Here is a 16605-nt window from a genome sequence, read left to right on the forward strand (position 1 = left end):
CCCCGCCACATCCCCACGCCACCAACCCTCGGCCACCCCAGTCGCCCCCGCCGCATCCCCCGCCACCCCGGCCGCCCCCACGCCGGACGTGCGCGGGGGCAGGGCATGGACGGGAACGGGAGGGGGCGTGGACGGGGCGGGGCGGGGGTGTGAGCGTGGACGGGGCGGGGCGGGGCGGGGGGTAGAGGCTCAGCGGGGACAGGGACGGGGACGGGGACGGGGACGGGTGAATCTTGGAAGATTTCGGCCCCTGGAGGGGCCATTTCGCTCCAAGATCTGCGTTCGGGGCGGCCGGATCGCGGCGGGCGAGGTGCCTGGGAGGCGGCGTGGAGGCCCGGACTGTGGGGCTGGGGCTGTGGGGTGAGTCATCTACGACATCAGCTCCCTAGTGGCGCGAGGGACCTTCGCCCCGCCGGGCGGGCGCCCCTGAGGCCGCCCGGCCGCCTGACCGGCCCGGCCACCCCGCCGCCTACCCGCCCGGCCCGGCTACCCGGTCCGGCTGGCCAGGCAGGCGGGTGGGTGGATGGGTGGGCAGTCCGGCGGGCGGGGGTCGGGCGGCCGGCCAGGCGGGGTCGGGGCGGCCGGGCGGGTGGGTGGTGCGGGCCGGTGGTCCGGTGAGTGGTGGACGTTGTCGGGGCATCCGGCGGGCGTTCGACACCCATCTCGAATGCGCGCGAGACGTGCGGAACAGGTCCCGCCGCCACCTGCCGTTTCGGGCCCACCGTCAGCACCCTGCGTCGCTATGGTGCCCACTACACGTGACCGCGACAGGATGCTCGATGGGCAACGAGACGCTGCGGGTGGCGATGGCCGCCGTGGGGGAGACCGCCGATTCGCTGGCGGGCAAGGTCCGGGTTGACCCGAAGACGGCCGGCCGGTGGGTGTCGCAGGGGCGCATCCCGCACGCGCGCACCCGGTACGCGGTGGCCAAGGTGCTCGGCCGGGAGGTCGCCGAGCTGTGGCCGCATCCGGGCCGCCGCCGGAACCTGCCCTGGTTCCACAAGTGGGCCGAGCTGGAGCGAATCGCCGTCTCCATCCGCTCCTACCAGCCGCTGCTGGTGCCGGGGCTGCTCCAGACCGAGGCGTACGCGCGGGCGATCCTGAGCACCGGCGGGCTGCTGCCGCCGGCCGAGGTGGAGCGGATCGTCGCCGGCCGGCTCGACCGGCAGGCGATCCTCGATGCCGAGGCCCCGCCGCAGCTCGTCGTGGTGATCGACGAGGTGGTGCTGCGCCGGGTGGTCGGCGACAGGGCGGTGATGGCCGGGCAGGTCGCCCACCTCGCGGCGGCGGCCGAGCGGGAGCACGTGCAGGTGCGGGTGATCCCGGCCGAGAGCCCGTGGCACACCGGGCTGGCCGGGCCGTTCGTCCTCGCCGGTCTGCCCGACGGGGCAGAGTTGGCATATATCGACAACCAGCTTCGCGGTCAGGTCGTCAACGAGCCGGTCGACGTTGCTAGCCTGAGGCGCAGGTGGGAGAGCGTCACCGGTGAGGCGCTGCCCGGCCGCGGGTCGACCGCGCTGATCAGAGAGGTGGCGACGACGTGGAGCTGACCGACGCGCTGACGGACGCGCCCATGGGCGTGCTGACCGGTGCCCGGTGGCGCACCGCGACCCGCAGCAGCAACAACGGCGGCGACTGCGTCGAGGTGGCCGACAACCTGCCCGGCCGGGTGCTGGTGCGCGACAGCAAGGACCGCGACGGCGGCACCCTGAGCTTCGCCCCGGCCGCCTGGCGGGCCTTCGTCGGGCAGGCTCAGGCGGTGCCCCAGCTGTAGGTCTGCTTGCGCAGCTTGAGATAGACGAACGCCTCGGTGGCGAGCACCCCGTCGACGGCGCGCAGCCGCTGCAGGATCTCCAGCAGGTGTGCGTCGTTTCGGCACACCACCTCGGCGAGCAGGTCGAACGACCCGGCGGTGATCACCACGTAGTCGACCTCCTCGAACTCGGCGAGCCGGTCGGCCACCGTCTCCAGGTCCCCGTCGGTGCGTAGGCCGATCATGGCCTGCCGGGGGAAGCCGAGCTGGAGCGGGTCGGTGACCGCGACGATCTGCATCACCCCGGCGTCGAGCAGCCGCTGCACCCGCTGGCGCACCGCCGCCTCGGACAGGCCGACCGCCTTGCCGATCGTCGCGTACGGCCGGCGGCCGTCCTCCTGGAGCTGCTCGATGATCTGCTTGGCGACGTCGTCCAGCAGAGCGTGACTGGCACCTTCACGCACGGTGACGCGCCGACCTCCGCCGCCGCTCTCCTGCTGTCGGATGACCATCGTCAGCTCCCCATGTCCGCTTCTCCTCCGGGATCGTAATGCCCCGGCGCAGTCTGGCGTAATTCGTGGTGCATTGCTACGCCCGCAACGGAATCCCTTGTGAGGCAGGTCGGCTCATGTCAGGATCAGTCGTCCATCGCCTGAAGACCCTCCCGCCGTCGGGCCTCCCCCGTCCCGCCCGCCGACGATGACCCCCTAGGAGTCGTCACATGCGAACTCCCCTCCGGCCCCTCACCCGGCGTGGTCTGCTCACCGGCACCCTCGGCTCGGCCGCGATGCTCGCCACGGCGGGCGCGCTCGCCGGCTGCGGCACCAAGGGCGCCGTGCAGACCGAGGCCGGCTGCGTCAGCGAAGACCTCTCCGGCACGGAGAAGAAGCTGGCGTTCTCGAACTGGCCGCAATACATGGACGTCGACGAGAAGGACGAGTCGAAGCGTCCGAGCCTGGACGCGTTCGTCGCGAAGACCGGCATCCAGGTCACCTACACCGAGGACATCAACGACAACAACGAGTTCTTCGGCAAGGTGCAGAACCAGCTCGCGGCCTGTCAGGGCACCGGGCGGGACATCATCGTGCTCACCGACTGGATGGCCGCCCGGATGATCCGGCTCGGCTGGATCCAGAAGCTCGACCCGGCGAAGATCCCCAACGTGACGGCGAACCTGTTGCCGTCGCTGCTCAACCGTTCCTTCGACCCGGACAGCCGCATCGCCGTCCCGTGGCAGTCCGGCCTGGCCGGCCTCGCGTACAACGGGTCGGTCACCAAGGAGATCCGCACCGTCGACGAGCTGCTGACCCGGCCCGACCTCAAGGGCAAGGTCACCGCGCTGTCGGAGATGCGCGACACGATGGGCCTGCTGATGCAGTCCAACGGACACGACCCGGCGAACTTCACCACCGCCCAGTTCGACGACGCGCTCAACAAGCTCAAGAAGGCCGTCGACTCCGGGCAGATCCGCAAGTTCACCGGCAACGACTACGCCCCCGACCTCGCCAAGGGCGACATCGCGGCGTGCGTCGGCTGGTCCGGCGACATCATCCAGCTCTCCGGGGAGAACGACAAGATCAAGTTCGTCGCGCCCGACTCCGGCGTGATGCTCTTCAGCGACAACATGATGGTGCCCAACAAGGCCACCCACAAGGCGAACGCCGAAGAGCTGATCAACTACTACTACGAGCCGGCCGTCGCCGCGAAGCTCGCCGCGTACGTCAACTACATCTGCCCCGTGCAGGGCGCGAAGGCCGAGATGGAGAAGATCGACCCGGAGTTGGCCGCCAACCCGCTGATCTTCCCCGACGAGGCGCTGCTGTCGAAGTCCAAGGTGTTCATGGCCTTGGACGAGAAGCAGGAGAAGGAGTTCGAGGGCAAGTTCCAGCAGGTCATCGGGGCGTGACGGGGATGAGCGCGAAGACGACGGGACACGACGCGCCGGCCGGCGACCTGCGGCTGGTCAACCTGACCAAGAGGTTCGGCATCTTCACCGCGGTCGACGACCTCGGCCTGACCATCCCGCAGGGCTCGTTCTTCGCCCTGCTCGGGGCGTCCGGGTGCGGCAAGACCACCACCCTGCGCATGATCGCCGGCCTGGAGCAGCCGACGAGCGGGCAGGTGCTCCTCGGCGACCGGGACATCGCCCGGCTGCGCCCGTACAAGCGGCCGGTCAACACCGTGTTCCAGAGCTACGCGCTCTTCCCGCACCTCGACATCTTCGACAACGTGGCGTTCGGGCTGCGCCGGCGCGGCATCCGCTCGGTCGACGCCGAGGTCAACCGGATGCTTGCCCTGGTGCAGCTCGCCGACTTCGGCCACCGCCGGCCCGCCCAGCTCTCCGGCGGGCAGCAGCAGCGCGTCGCGCTCGCCCGGGCGCTGATCAACCGGCCGCAGGTGCTGCTGCTCGACGAGCCGCTCGGCGCGCTCGACCTGAAGCTGCGCCGGCAGATGCAGATCGAGCTCAAGCGCATCCAGACCGAGGTCGGCATCACCTTCGTGCACGTCACGCACGACCAGGAGGAGGCCATGACCATGGCCGACACCGTCGCGGTGATGAACGCCGGGAGGATCGAGCAACTCGGCGCGCCCGCCGACATCTACGAATACCCGGCCACCGCGTTCGTGGCGAACTTCCTCGGCCAGTCCAACCTCCTCGCCGCCGAGGCCGCCGGGCCCGCCGGGTCCGACGTGCCGGTCACCGCCCACGGCGCGCGCTACTCCGTGCCCGCCGGCCGCGCCCGGGTCGCCTCGGGCCCGGTCTACCTGGGGGTACGCCCCGAGAAGCTGCACCTCGTCGACGCCGCCGACCGGGTCCCCGCCGGCCACCAGTACGTGACCGGTGTGGTCACCGACGCCTCGTACGTGGGGGTCAGCACCCAGTATCTGGTGCGCACCGGCTGGGGCAGCGAACTGACCGCGTTCGCGGCCAACAGCGGCCTCGGCGGCCGGGTGCCCGTCGGCGCGTCCGTGGTGGCGCACTGGGACCCCCGGCACGCGTTCCTGCTGCCCCGCCCGCCCGGCGCGGACGACGCCACCGCCGGCCTGCTCGACGAGCCGGTGGGTGCGTCCTCGTGACCGCGCTGGCCCACGTTCCCACGTCGACGGGGCAACCCGCGCCGCCCCCGCCGCCGCCCCGGGGCGGGCGGCACCGGCTGCTGCCGTACCTGCTGCTTCTGCCCGGCGCGGCCTGGCTGCTGCTGTTCTTCGCCGTGCCGCTGTTCCAGCTCGCCGCCGCCAGCCTCTACGACCCCGCCGGTTCGCTCTCCACCGGGTACGCGCTGACCTGGGCGTTCGGCAACTATCCCGACGCGGTGCAGGCGTACTGGCCGCAGCTGGGCCGGTCGTTCCTCTACGCCGGGATCGCGCTCGTGCTGGGCCTGCTGATGGGCTACCCGCTGGCGTACGCGATCGCCCAGAAGGCCGGCCGGTGGAAGAACCTGCTGCTGGTCTGCGTCGTCGCCCCCATGTTCACCAGTTTCCTGGTGCGCACCCTGGCGTGGAAGACGATCCTGTCCGACAACGGCTGGTTGGTCGGGCTGCTGCGCGACGTGCACCTGCTCGGCCCCGACGGCCGGCTGCTCGCCACCCCCGTCGCGGTGGTGCTCGGGCTGACGTACAACTTCCTGCCGTTTCTGGTGCTGCCGCTGTACGCGAGCCTGGAGCGGCTCGACTACCGGCTGCTGGAGGCGGCCGGCGACCTGTACGCGAGCCCGGTGCAGACGTTCCGCCGGGTCACCCTGCCGCTGTCGATGCCCGGCCTGATCGCCGGCACGCTGCTGTTCTTCATTCCGGCCACCGGCGACTACATCAACGCCGAGCTGCTCGGCACCCCCAACGAATACATGATCGGCAACGTCATCGACTCGGCGTTCCTGGTCCGGCTGGACTACCCGCAGGGCGCGGCCCTGTCGTTCCTGCTGATGGCGGCGATCCTCGCGGTGGTCTTCGTCTACCTGCGCCGCGCCGGCACGGAGGAGGTGCTGTGAAGGTTTCCCGCTGGCTCGCCGACCACTGGGTGATGGGCGTCGCCCTGCTCGTCCTCGGCTACCTGTCGCTGCCCATCGCCGTGGTCGCCGCCCTGTCGTTCAACCGCCCGTCGAGCCGCCTGTCGTACGACTTCAACGAGTTCACCCTCGACAACTGGCGGCAGCCCTGCGCCACCTCCGACATGTGCGACGCCGTGGTGCGCAGCGTGCAGATCGGCTTCATCGCCACCGTCGTCGCCACCGTGCTCGGCACCCTGATGGCGTTCGCGCTGGTGCGGCACCGGTTCACCGGCCGCTCCGGCATCAACGTGCTGATCTTCCTGCCGATGGCCACCCCCGAGCTGGTCATGGGCACCTCGCTGCTGGCCCTGTTCGTCTCCGCCGGGGTGCCGCAGGGCTTCTGGACCGTCGTCATCGCCCACGTCATGTTCTGCGTGTCGTTCGTGGTGGTCACCGTCAAGGCCCGGCTCGCCGGCATGGACCGCCGGCTGGAGGAGGCCGCCGCCGACCTGTACGCCAGCCCGTGGCAGACGTTCCGCCTGGTCACCCTGCCGCTGGTGCTCCCCGGCATCGTGGCCGCCGCGCTGCTGGCGTTCTCGCTCAGCTTCGACGACTTCATCATCACCAACTTCAACGCCGGCACCACCGTCACGTTCCCCATGTACGTCTGGGGTGCCGCCCAGCGGGGCATCCCGCCGCAGGTCAACGTCATCGGCACGGCCATGTTCGCCATCGCGCTGCTGCTCGTCGGGCTCAGCTCGCTGCGCGGGCGGCGGGCCCGCCGGCACACCCTCCCGGTCGCAGCGGCGACCGGCCGGCGGGCGAAGAGCCCGTCATGATCCTCCCGCATACCGGCCGGGCGCTCGCCGACGCGGCGCCCGTACCGTACTGGCTCGACCGGCCCGAACGCCCCGACCCGCTGCCCCCGCTGACCGGCGCGCACACCGCCGACCTGCTGGTGATCGGCGGCGGGTACGGGGGGCTCTGGGCCGCCCTGCTCGCCAAGCAGGCCGACCCCGACACCGACGTGCTGCTCGTCGACGCCGGCACCTGCGGCTGGGCCGCGTCGGGGCGCAACGGCGGGTTCTGCTCCGCCTCGCTCACCCATGGCCTCGCCAACGGCGTCGCCCGGTTCCCCGGGGAGGTCGCCGAGCTGGAACGCCTCGGCCGGGAGAACCTCGCCGCGATCGCCGCCACCGTCGACGCGTACGGCATCGACTGCGACTTCGAGCGCACCGGCGAGCTGGCCGTGGCCGTGCGGCCGTACCAGCTCGACGGGCTTGCCGAGGACGCGGAGCTGGCCCGCAGCCACGGCCACGACGTGCGGCTGCTCGGCCGCGACGAGGTGCGCGCCGAGGTGGACTCGCCGACGTACCTCGGCGGGATGTGGGACCGTGACCGGGTGGCCATGCTCGACCCGGCGAAGCTCGCCTGGGGCCTGCGCCGCGCCTGCCTCGACCTGGGCGTCCGGATCCACGAGCACACCCGGGTCACCGGGCTGCGCGGCGACGCCGCCGCCGTGGCCGCCAGCACGGCCGGCGGCGTCGAGCAGGCCCCCGGCGTCGTCCGCGCCCGCCGGGTCGTGCTCACCACCAACGCGTTCCCGCCGCTGCTGCGCCGGCTGCGGGCCTGGGTCGTGCCCGTCTACGACTACGCGCTGATGACCGAGCCGCTGACCGACGCCCAGCGCGACGCGATCGGCTGGCGCAACCGGCAGGGCCTCGCCGACACCGGCAACCAGTTCCACTACTACCGGATCACCCGCGACGGGCGGATCCTGTTCGGCGGCTACGACGCCGTCTACCACCACGGCAACCGGGTCGCCCCCGCGCTGGAGCAGCGCCCCGCCACCTTCACCGCCCTCGCCGAGCACTTCTTCACCACGTTCCCGCAACTCGCCGACGTCCGGTTCAGCCACCGCTGGGGCGGCGTCATCGACACCTGCACCCGGTTCTGCCCGTTCTTCGGCACCGCCTACGACGGCCGGCTCGCCTACGCCGCCGGCTATACCGGCCTCGGCGTCGGGGCCACCCGATTCGGCGCGCGCGTCATGCTCGACCTGCTCGCCGGCGCGGACACCCCGCTCACCCGGCTCGCCCTCGTCCGGGGCAAGCCGCTGCCGTTCCCGCCGGAGCCCGTCCGGGCCGCCGGCATCCACCTCACCCGCTGGTCGCTGGCCCGCGCCGACGCGCGCGACGGCCGGCGCAACCCGTGGCTCCGTACGCTCGATCGTCTTGGTTTGGGGTTCGATTCCTGATGCGTATCCTGCTCGTCGGCGCTGGCGGGGTCGGCTCCGCCGCCGCCGCCATCGCCGCCCGCCGAACATTCTTCGACACCATGGTCGTCGCCGACGCCGACGCCGCCCGCGCCGCGCGGGCCGTCGCCGGCCACGGCGACCGGTTCGTCGCCGCGACCGTCGACGCCTCCTCCGCCGACGCCGTCGCCGCGCTGTGCCGCGAACACCGGATCACCCACGTGCTCAACGCCGTCGACCCGCGCTTCGTCATGCCGATCTTCGACGGCGCGTACGCGGCCGGCGCCGACTACCTCGACATGGCCATGTCCCTGTCGCACCCGCACCCGAAGCGCCCCTACGCCGAGACCGGCGTGAAGCTCGGCGACGAGCAGTTCGCCGTCGCCGACCGCTGGGCGTCCGCCGGCCGGCTCGCCCTGTGCGGCATCGGCGTCGAACCGGGCCTGTCCGACGTCTTCGCCCGCTACGCCGCCGACGAACTCTTCGCCGAGATCGACGAGATCGGGGTACGCGACGGCGCGAACCTCACCGTCGAAGGCTACGACTTCGCCCCGTCGTTCTCCATCTGGACCACCATCGAGGAGTGCCTCAACCCGCCGGTGATCTGGGAACGCGAGCAGGGCTGGTTCACCACCGAACCGTTCAGCGAGCCCGAGGTTTTCCACTTCCCCGAGGGCATCGGCCCCGTCGAGTGCGTCAACGTCGAGCACGAGGAGGTGCTGCTCATCCCGCGCTGGGTCGACGCCCGGCGGGTCACCTTCAAGTACGGCCTCGGCGAGGAGTTCATCGAGGTCCTGCGCACCCTGCACAAGCTCGGCCTCGACTCCACCGAGCCGGTCACCGTGCGCGGCGTGCGGATGTCCCCGCGCGACGTGGTCGCCGCCGCCCTACCCGACCCGGCCACCCTCGGCGACCGGATGCGCGGCAAGACCTGCGCCGGCACCTGGGTCACCGGCGTGGGCAAGGACGGCGAGCCCCGCGAGGTCTACCTCTACCACGTCGTCGACAACGAGTGGTCCATGGCCGAGTACGGCCACCAGGCCGTCGTCTGGCAGACCGCCGTCAACCCGGTCGTCGCCCTGGAGTTGCTCGCCACGGGGGAGTGGGCCGGCACCGGTGTGATCGGCCCCGAGGCGCTGCCCCCGCGCCCGTTCCTGGACCTGCTGACGATCTACGGCTCCCCCTGGGGCCTGGAGGACCGGCTGTAAAGGAAGGGCACCTTGTTAACGCTTTCGGTATAGGAAGGGCCCCCTATTAACGGCCCGTACGGCCGGAAGGCCGGGCCGTGGCGGCCCCGTACGGCGGCTCTCCGCCGACCCGTACGACCCTTCCCGCCCGGATGGGGCACGATGCCGCCTGCCCGGTTTCCGCCCCGGACTGTACGTATCGGCCGGTTTGCCGATCGACGTCGTTGAGGATCGGTACGGCGGTTACCGAGCCGCCCCTCCCTGGTGACACTCGGTGTCGTGACCCATCAGCCGCCGTACCACCGAAACCCCGCCACCCCCGTCGTGCCATCCGTTGCCCGGGCGGGATGGTTCCGTCGCCTCCAGCCCGGGCAGCGGGTCGGTGTCGTCCTGGGCGGCGCGCTGTTGTCGACCGTGCTGCTCTGCTGCGCGGGAGCCGCCGTCGTCGGGACCCTCGCCGACGACCCGGGGCAGGGGCGTACCGCCGTGGCGGCCAAGGCCAGCCCGCCCGCCGCCGCCCCCGAGCCGGCCGTGTCCGATGCGGCCGCGCCGGCTACCGCGCCGGCGCCCACCGTCTCCGCGGCTCCGTCGTCGCCGACGGCCACGCCCCCGACCGTGGAGACGCGCACCGAGAAGGAGACACAGACGATCCGGTACGCGGAGCGGACCGTGAAGGACCCGTCCCTGGCCAAGGGCAAGCGGGTCGTCCGCACCCGGGGAGTCAACGGGGTCCGCACGCTGACGTACCAGGTCACCCTGACCGACGGGGTGCCCACCGGCCGGAAGCTGCTCCGGTCGGTCGTCACGAAGCAGCCGGTCACCCAGGTCGTCGCGGTGGGCACGAAGCAGGAGCGCCAGTGCGACCCCAACTACAGCGGCTGCGTGCCGATCGCCAGCGACGTCGACTGTGCCGGTGGCGGCGGCAACGGCCCCGCGTACGTCACGGGTCCGGTGAAGGTCATCGGCGTCGACATCTACGACCTGGACCGCGACAACGACGGCTACGGCTGCGACTAACCCCCTCCGCCCCACCCCAAGTCGCCGGCGATCTTGCACTTTGGGCCCCGTCAAATATCGTGAATCGCCCATTCTTGGGGCCGCAAGTGCAAGATCGCTGAGGTGAGGTGGGGCGTTAGCACGGCGGGGCGGGTTTGGGGGGTTGTCCACAGAGGTGCTGGTTGTCCACAGGTTCGGTCGTCGGTCAAGCGCCGGGGGCAGGTCTTGGGGCAGCCTGCGAGCATGGGAACCCAACTTTGGCGTACGGCATCGTTGCTCAGGTCGACCACCCGGAAGCGGCTCCGGACGCGCCTGGTGAACGGACAGGTCGTACGTGCGCGGCGGGGCGTCTACGCGAACTGTCCCGTCGATGATCTCGACGCACTGCAAGCGTTGCTGTTGTGCCTGCCATCCGAGGCAATGCTGTCCCGGCACACCGCGGCCCGCCTGCACGGCTTCGGCGTCCTTTCCGAGGGCGCTGTGCATGTGCAGTTGCCTCCCGAGATCCCCAAACCCCGACTTCCAGGTCTGGTGGTTCATCACGCGGCATTGCCCGTGGAGCCGGTCCTGGTGAGTGGGCTGCCCTGCGTGCCGGCCGCGCGTTGCGCCGTGGACCTCGCGCGCACGGCGCGGCGACTGGACGCATTACCGGTGCTCGATGCCGCAGTGCGGGCAGGTGCCGTGTGCCGAGACGACCTGATCGAGGAGGTGTTGGCTCACCGAGCACTGCCAGGTGTGCGCCAGGCCCGCTCTCTCGTGCCACTGGTCGACGGGCGCGCCGAGTGTCGGCAGGAGAGTCAGTTGCGTCTGGTGCTGATCGACGGCGGCCTTCCGGTGCCGGAGTCGCAGGTCTGGGTGCTCGACGGCGAGGGAATCAGGCGTTTCCGGCTGGATCTGGGGTATCGCGAACGGCAGATCGGCATCGAGTACGACGGTCTGTCTCACCTGAATCGCGATCGGCTTCGGTACGACCGGGACCGCGCCAACTGGTTGGCCGCCGAGGGCTGGACGATGCGCTACTTCACGGACCGTGACCTCTACCGCCGCCCCGCCCACATAGTCGCGACGATCCGAGCACTCCTCCCCTGACCACCCACCCGTCGGCGATCTTGCACATTGGGCCCGCGCAAAAGTAGCTATTCGGTCATCCTGGGGGCCGCAAGTGCAAGATCGCGGAGGTGGGCCCCCGGTATTGGAAACCTTCCTGACGGATGGCTGAACCCGGCAGCGCTCCCAGGCCGTACCGCTCGGCGTAGGCCGATCATCGGACGACGGGAGAGGCACGTGATGGTACGGCGGACGCATGTCCTGGCAGCGGGGGTGGCCGTGGTCGCCTCGGCGGTGGTGGCGGTCGGGACGGGCCTCGGTTTCGCCGAGACGGCACCGGCGCGGCAGAGCGTGTGCCAGGGTTCGGTGACGTTCTCGGCGGAGGGGGGTGGGCCGGCGGCGACGAGTGACCGTTTTCCGGTGGGCACGCGGTTGCGGGTGACCAATCTGGACAACGGTCGGGCGGTGACGGTGGTGGTTACCGGCCCGTCGGGCAGCTGTGTGCTGCTGAACGCCGCCGCGATGGACCTGGTGCGGGAGCCGGGGAAGAACGTCGTGCGGCGTAACGTGGTGGAACGCCTCGATGGCGGCGGCACACCCGCCCAGCCCGGCGGGGCGCCGGCCCAGCCCGGCGGGGCGTCGGCCCAGCCCGGTGCACAACCCGGTGCCCAGCCCGGGGGTGCGACAGCGGCCCCACCCGCACGGCCGAGCGCCTGCCAGGGTTCGGTGACGTTCTCGGCGGAGGGGGGTGCGCCGGCGGCAACGAGTGACCGTTTTCCGGTGGGTACGCGGTTGCGGGTGACGAACCTGGACAACGGTCGGGCCGTGACGGTGGCGGTGACCGGCCCGTCGGGCAGTTGTGTGCTGCTGAACGCCGCCGCGATGGAGCTGGTGCGGGAGCCGGGGAAGAACGTCGTGCGGCGCAACGTGGTCGAGGTGCTGCGCTGAGAGAGGTGCTGCGCTGATTGAGGTGCTGGGCTGATTGAGGTGCTGGGCTGAGGTCGGGTGGCGGGGCGGCCGGCGACCGATGACAGGTCGCCGGCCGCCCCGCAGAACCCGGCTCAGCCGAAGGCGGCGTCGAGGATGTCCAGGCCCCGGGCCAGCTCCGCGTCGGAGATGACCAGCGGGGGCAGGAAGCGCAGCACGTTGCCGTACGTGCCGCAGGTCAGGGTGAGCAGGCCTGCGGCGTGGCAGGCCGCCGACACCGCCGCCGCGGCGGCCGGATCCGGGACCAGGGTGCCCGGCTGCACCAGCTCCACGGCGAGCATCGCGCCCCGGCCGCGTACCTCGGCGACCCGCGCGTCGCGGGCGGCGATGGCGCGCAGCCGGTCGGCCAGCGTCGCGCCGATGCGGCGGGCGGCGGCGGCCAGGTCCAGCTCGTGCATGGTCTCGATCGACGCGAGCGCCGCCGCGCAGGCGATCGGGTTGCCGCCGTACGTGCCGCCGAGGCCGCCCACGTGCACCGCGTCCATCAGCTCGGCCCGGCCCGTCACGGCCGCCAGCGGCAGCCCGCCCGCGATGCCCTTCGCCAGGGTCACCAGGTCGGGCACGACGCCCTCGTGGTCGCAGGCGAACCAGTCGCCGGTGCGGCAGAACCCGGTCTGGATCTCGTCGGCGACGAAGACCACCCCGGCCGCCGTCGCCCACTCGCGCAGCGCCGGCAGGAACCCCTGCGCGGGTACGACGAAACCGCCCTCGCCCTGGATCGGCTCGATCAGCAGCGCGGCCACGTTCTCCGCCCCGACCTGCTTCTCCACCGTCTCGATGGCCCGCGCCGCCGCCTCGGCCCCGGACAGGCCCCCGTCGCGCAGCGGGTACGACATCGGCACCCGGTAGACCTCACCGGCGAACGGCCCGAACCGGTGCTTGTACGGCATGTTCTTCGCCGTCAGCGCCATCGTCAGGTTGGTCCGCCCGTGGTACGCGTGGTCGAACACCACCACCGCCGGCCGCCCCGTGGCGTGCCGGGCGATCTTCACGGCGTTCTCCACCGCCTCCGCGCCCGAGTTGAACAGCGCGGAGCGCTTCTCGAAGCCGCCCGGGGTGAGCGCGTTGAGCTGCTCGCACACCGCCACGTACGACTCGTACGGCGCGACCATGAAGCAGGTGTGGGTGAACCGCTCGACCTGCTCGCGGACCGCCGCCACGACGCGCGGCGCGGAGTTGCCGACGTTGGTGACCGCGATGCCGGCGGCGAAGTCGATCCACTCCCGCCCGTCGACGTCGGTGATCGTGCCGCCGCCGGCCCGGTCCACGTACGCGCCGACGACGCTGCCGACGCCCCGCGCCACGGCCGCGCCCCGCCGCTTGTGCAGCTCCTCCGAGGATGGCAAGGCTCAGCCCTCGATGTTGTGCATGACGTGCTTGATCCGGGTGTAGTCCTCCAGGCTGTAGACCGACAGGTCCTTGCCGTGCCCGGAGTGCTTGAACCCGCCGTGCGGCATCTCCGAGACGAAGGGGATGTGCGTGTTGACCCAGACGCAGCCGAAGTCCAGCCGGCGGGTCATCCGCATCGCCCGGCCGTGGTCGCGCGTCCACACCGACGCCGACAGGCCGTAGTCGACGCCGTTGGCCCAGCGCACCGCCTCGTCCTCGGCGGAGAAGCGCTGCACGGTGATGACCGGCCCGAACACCTCCTGCTGGATGATCTCGTCGGCCTGCCGCACCCCGGAGACGACGGTGGGGGAGTAGAAGAAGCCGCGCTCGCCGACCCGCGACCCGCCCGTCTGCACGCTCGCGTGGTCGGGCAGCCGGTCGACGAAGCCGCTGACCCGGGCGAGCTGGTTGGCGTTGTTCAGCGGGCCGTACAGCACGTCGGCGTCGTCCGGCGCGCCGGTGCGCGTGTTGCGGGCCTGCTCGGCGAGCGCCGCCACGAAGTCGTCGTGGATGCCCGGACCGGCCAGCACCCGCGTCGCCGCCGTGCAGTCCTGGCCCGCGTTGAAGTAGCCGCCCACGGCGATGGCCTCGGCCGCGGCCGCCACGTCCGCGTCGTCGAAGATCACCACCGGGGCCTTGCCGCCCAGCTCCAGGTGGGTCCGCTTCAGGTCCGGCGCGGCGGCGGAGGCGACCTCCATGCCCGCCCGGGTCGAGCCCGTGATCGACACCAGCTGCGGGGTCGGGTGCGACACGAGGGTACGACCGGTGTCCCGGTCGCCGCAGACCACGTTGAACACCCCCGGCGGGAGGAACTCGGCGGCGATCTCGGCCAGCAGCAGCGTCGACACCGGCGTGGTGTCCGACGGCTTCAGCACCACCGTGTTGCCGGCGGCGAGGGCCGGGGCGATCTTCCACACCGCCATCATCAGCGGGTAGTTCCACGGGGTGACCTGCGCGCACACGCCGATCGGCTCCCGCCGGACGTACGAGGTGTGGCCCGCCATGTACTCCCCGGCGGACCGGCCCTCCAGCAGCCGGGCCGCCCCGGCGAAGAACCGGAACTGGTCCACCGCCGGCGGCAGCTCCTCCTCGGCGGTGAGCTGGCGGGGCTTGCCCGTGTTGCGCACCTCGGCGTCGACCAGCTCGGCCGCCCGCGCCTCCACGGCGTCGGCGAGCTTCAGCAGCGCCTTCTGCCGCTCGCCGGGGGTGCTGTCCCGCCACGTCTCGAACGCGGCGGAGGCCGCCCGCATGGCCGCGTCCACGTCCGCCGCGCCGGAGACCGGCGCCTGGGCGAAGACCTCGCCGGTGCACGGGTCGACCAGGTCGGCGTACCCGCCGTCGGAAGGATCGACGTACTCGCCGTTGACGAAGTTGCGCAGCTGCTGCTGGTCGCTCATCAGGTGTCTCCGAGGGATGCCGGGGATGCGGACAGCGGAGGTTATCGGAATCTGACTGCCATCTTCGCTACTGAATTCGCGGCAGACAAGGGCATGAGCGACTGTTTCCGTGTGGGAATTGCTGGTTACCGTGCGGCGGCGGCTCGGCTACGCTGCCGAGGTGTGGAGCCGAGAGCCTTCTTCGTCGCCGGCCGCCCCGCACACGGCGAGGGCGAGCTGACCGTCACCCACCCGTACGACGGTCGCCCGGTGGGGCGTACCACGCTCGCCACGCCCGACCAGGTCGAGGCCGCCGTCGCCGCGGCGGCCGCAGTGGCGGCGCGGGCCGCGGCCCTGCCCGCGCACGCCCGCGCGGCGGCCCTGGACCACGTCTCCCGGCGGCTCGCCGAACGGGCCGACGAGATCGCCGACCTGATCACCGCCGAGAACGGCAAGCCGGTCAAGTGGGCGAGGGCCGAGGTGGGGCGGGCGGTGTCGACGTTCCGCTGGGCGGCCGAGGAGGCCCGCCGCTTCTCCGGCGAGCTGCAACGCCTCGACACCGACCCCGCCGCCACCGGGCGGATCGCGTTGGTCCGACGCGCGCCGAAGGGGCCGGTGCTGGGGATCGCGCCGTTCAACTTCCCGCTCAACCTGGTCGCGCACAAGGTCGCCCCGGCCATCGCCGTCGGCGCGCCGATCATCGTGAAGCCGGCCCCCGCCACCCCGCTGTCGGCGCTGCTGCTCGGCGAGCTGCTCGCCGAGACCGAGCTGCCCGCGGGCATGTTCTCGGTGCTGCCGCTGCCCAACGAGCGGGCCGCCGAGCTGGTCGCCGACCCCCGGCTGCCGGTGGTGTCGTTCACCGGCTCCGGGCCGGTCGGCGCGGCCATCCGCCGGGCCGCGCCCGACAAGCACGTCACCCTGGAACTGGGCGGCAACGCGGCGGCGGTGATCTGCGAGGACTGGAACACCGACGAGGACCTCACCTTCGCCGCGCAGCGGATCGCCACCTTCTCCAACTACCAGGCCGGGCAGTCGTGCATCGCCGTGCAGCGGGTGTACGTGCACGAGTGGCTCTACGATGCCTTCCTGCCGAGGCTGGTCGCCGCCGTGGAGGCGCTGCGCACCGGCGACCCGGCCGACCCGCTGACCGACGTCGGCCCCCTGGTGTCGGTCCAGGCCGCGGAGCGGGTCGAGGCGTGGGTCGACGAGGCTGTGGTGGCCGGGGCGACCATCGAGGTGGGCGGGCGGCGCGAGGGTGCCACCTACCCGCCGACCGTGCTGTCCGCCGTGCCGGCCGACGCCAAGGTGTGCGCCGAGGAGGTCTTCGGGCCGGTGCTCGTGGTCGCCCGGGTCGAGAACGACGCCGCCGCGTTCGCCGCCGTCAACGACTCCGCGTACGGGTTGCAGGCCGGCGTGTTCACCCACCGGCTCGACGTCGCCTTCGCCGCCCACCGGGTCCTCGACGTCGGCGGGGTGATCGTCGGCGACGTGCCGTCGTACCGGGCCGACCAGATGCCGTACGGGGGCGTGAAGGGCAGCGGCGTCGGGCGGGAGGGCCTGCGCAGCGCCATGGACGACTACACCGACGCGAGGGTGCTGGTCCTCACCGGGGTGCAGCTGTAGCGCC

The 16605-nt window shown here is 72.1% G+C and carries 15 protein-coding genes; 12 read left to right on the top strand and 3 right to left on the bottom strand.

Going from position 1 to position 16605, the window contains the following annotated elements:
• Positions 1–779 precede the first annotated feature (779 nt).
• Positions 780–1550, top strand: coding sequence for a DUF5753 domain-containing protein (locus tag GA0070558_RS29020; RefSeq protein WP_091285623.1), 771 nt, complete (start codon positions 780–782; stop codon positions 1548–1550).
• Positions 1551–1573: 23 nt separating this feature from the next.
• Positions 1574–1774 (top strand): DUF397 domain-containing protein, encoded by a 201-nt coding sequence (locus GA0070558_RS29025; protein WP_091285679.1) that lies wholly within the window; start codon positions 1574–1576, stop codon positions 1772–1774.
• Here GA0070558_RS29025 and GA0070558_RS29030 read toward each other — a convergent pair.
• Positions 1753–2265 (bottom strand): Lrp/AsnC family transcriptional regulator, encoded by a 513-nt coding sequence (locus GA0070558_RS29030; protein ID WP_077936247.1) that lies wholly within the window; start codon positions 2263–2265, stop codon positions 1753–1755. The two genes, GA0070558_RS29025 and GA0070558_RS29030, sit on opposite strands and share 22 nt — an antisense overlap.
• Before the next feature lie 209 nt (positions 2266–2474).
• Here GA0070558_RS29030 and GA0070558_RS29035 point away from each other — a divergent pair, with 209 nt between their 5' ends.
• The 9 genes from GA0070558_RS29035 to GA0070558_RS35260 all read left to right on the top strand — a co-directional run bounded on the left by GA0070558_RS29035 (position 2475) and on the right by GA0070558_RS35260 (position 12174).
• Positions 2475–3659, top strand: a complete 1185-nt coding sequence (locus GA0070558_RS29035; protein ID WP_091285626.1) for a polyamine ABC transporter substrate-binding protein — start codon at positions 2475–2477, stop codon at positions 3657–3659.
• A gap of 5 nt (positions 3660–3664) precedes the next feature.
• On the top strand, positions 3665–4831 hold the full coding sequence (locus tag GA0070558_RS29040) for an ABC transporter ATP-binding protein (RefSeq protein WP_077936253.1): 1167 nt from the start codon (positions 3665–3667) through the stop codon (positions 4829–4831).
• Positions 4828–5742 (top strand): ABC transporter permease, encoded by a 915-nt coding sequence (locus GA0070558_RS29045; RefSeq protein ID WP_091285628.1) that lies wholly within the window; start codon positions 4828–4830, stop codon positions 5740–5742. The genes GA0070558_RS29040 and GA0070558_RS29045 overlap by 4 nt, the downstream gene beginning before the upstream one ends.
• Positions 5739–6581, top strand: coding sequence for an ABC transporter permease (locus GA0070558_RS29050; protein WP_256092182.1), 843 nt, complete (start codon positions 5739–5741; stop codon positions 6579–6581). The genes GA0070558_RS29045 and GA0070558_RS29050 overlap by 4 nt, the downstream gene beginning before the upstream one ends.
• Positions 6578–7999, top strand: coding sequence for an NAD(P)/FAD-dependent oxidoreductase (locus GA0070558_RS29055; protein ID WP_091285631.1), 1422 nt, complete (start codon positions 6578–6580; stop codon positions 7997–7999). The genes GA0070558_RS29050 and GA0070558_RS29055 overlap by 4 nt, the downstream gene beginning before the upstream one ends.
• Positions 7999–9204 (top strand): saccharopine dehydrogenase family protein, encoded by a 1206-nt coding sequence (locus GA0070558_RS29060; protein ID WP_091285634.1) that lies wholly within the window; start codon positions 7999–8001, stop codon positions 9202–9204. The genes GA0070558_RS29055 and GA0070558_RS29060 overlap by 1 nt, the downstream gene beginning before the upstream one ends.
• A 258-nt stretch (positions 9205–9462) precedes the next feature.
• Positions 9463–10200: a G5 domain-containing protein gene (locus GA0070558_RS29065; RefSeq protein ID WP_256092183.1), complete on the top strand. Its 738-nt coding sequence runs from the start codon at positions 9463–9465 to the stop codon at positions 10198–10200.
• A 294-nt stretch (positions 10201–10494) separates the two neighbouring features.
• Positions 10495–11268 (top strand): type IV toxin-antitoxin system AbiEi family antitoxin, encoded by a 774-nt coding sequence (locus tag GA0070558_RS29070; RefSeq protein ID WP_256092184.1) that lies wholly within the window; start codon positions 10495–10497, stop codon positions 11266–11268.
• Positions 11269–12006: 738 nt separating this feature from the next.
• Positions 12007–12174, top strand: a complete 168-nt coding sequence (locus GA0070558_RS35260) for a hypothetical protein (RefSeq protein ID WP_439709649.1) — start codon at positions 12007–12009, stop codon at positions 12172–12174.
• Between the two features lie 113 nt (positions 12175–12287).
• Here the strand turns inward: GA0070558_RS35260 and gabT are convergent, their stop codons facing one another.
• Complete coding sequence (gabT, locus tag GA0070558_RS29080) at positions 12288–13559, bottom strand: 4-aminobutyrate--2-oxoglutarate transaminase (protein ID WP_091285647.1); 1272 nt, start codon at positions 13557–13559, stop codon at positions 12288–12290.
• 3 nt (positions 13560–13562) lie between these two features.
• The gene (locus GA0070558_RS29085) at positions 13563–14999 is read right to left on the bottom strand and encodes a gamma-aminobutyraldehyde dehydrogenase (protein ID WP_091285650.1); all 1437 of its coding nucleotides are present in this window, start codon (positions 14997–14999) and stop codon (positions 13563–13565) included.
• A gap of 162 nt (positions 15000–15161) precedes the next feature.
• On the opposite strand from GA0070558_RS29085, the gene GA0070558_RS29090 reads away from it, so the two are divergent.
• Complete coding sequence (locus tag GA0070558_RS29090; protein ID WP_091285653.1) at positions 15162–16601, top strand: aldehyde dehydrogenase family protein; 1440 nt, start codon at positions 15162–15164, stop codon at positions 16599–16601.
• Positions 16602–16605 lie beyond the last annotated feature (4 nt).

The sequence above is a fragment of the Micromonospora haikouensis genome, from assembly GCF_900091595.1.
GTDB lineage: Bacteria > Actinomycetota > Actinomycetes > Mycobacteriales > Micromonosporaceae > Micromonospora > Micromonospora haikouensis.

Excerpts from the sequence above, each read along its gene's own strand:
- GA0070558_RS29020 (WP_091285623.1), top strand. The coding sequence starts at position 780 with ATGGGCAACGAGACGCTGCGGGTGGCGATGGCCGCCGTGGGGGAGACC.
- GA0070558_RS29025 (WP_091285679.1), top strand. The coding sequence starts at position 1,574 with ATGGGCGTGCTGACCGGTGCCCGGTGGCGCACCGCGACCCGCAGCAGC.
- GA0070558_RS29030 (WP_077936247.1), bottom strand. The coding sequence starts at position 2,265 with ATGGTCATCCGACAGCAGGAGAGCGGCGGCGGAGGTCGGCGCGTCACC.
- GA0070558_RS29035 (WP_091285626.1), top strand. The coding sequence starts at position 2,475 with ATGCGAACTCCCCTCCGGCCCCTCACCCGGCGTGGTCTGCTCACCGGC.
- GA0070558_RS29040 (WP_077936253.1), top strand. The coding sequence starts at position 3,665 with ATGAGCGCGAAGACGACGGGACACGACGCGCCGGCCGGCGACCTGCGG.
- GA0070558_RS29055 (WP_091285631.1), top strand. The coding sequence starts at position 6,578 with ATGATCCTCCCGCATACCGGCCGGGCGCTCGCCGACGCGGCGCCCGTA.
- GA0070558_RS29060 (WP_091285634.1), top strand. The coding sequence starts at position 7,999 with ATGCGTATCCTGCTCGTCGGCGCTGGCGGGGTCGGCTCCGCCGCCGCC.
- GA0070558_RS29085 (WP_091285650.1), bottom strand. The coding sequence starts at position 14,999 with ATGAGCGACCAGCAGCAGCTGCGCAACTTCGTCAACGGCGAGTACGTC.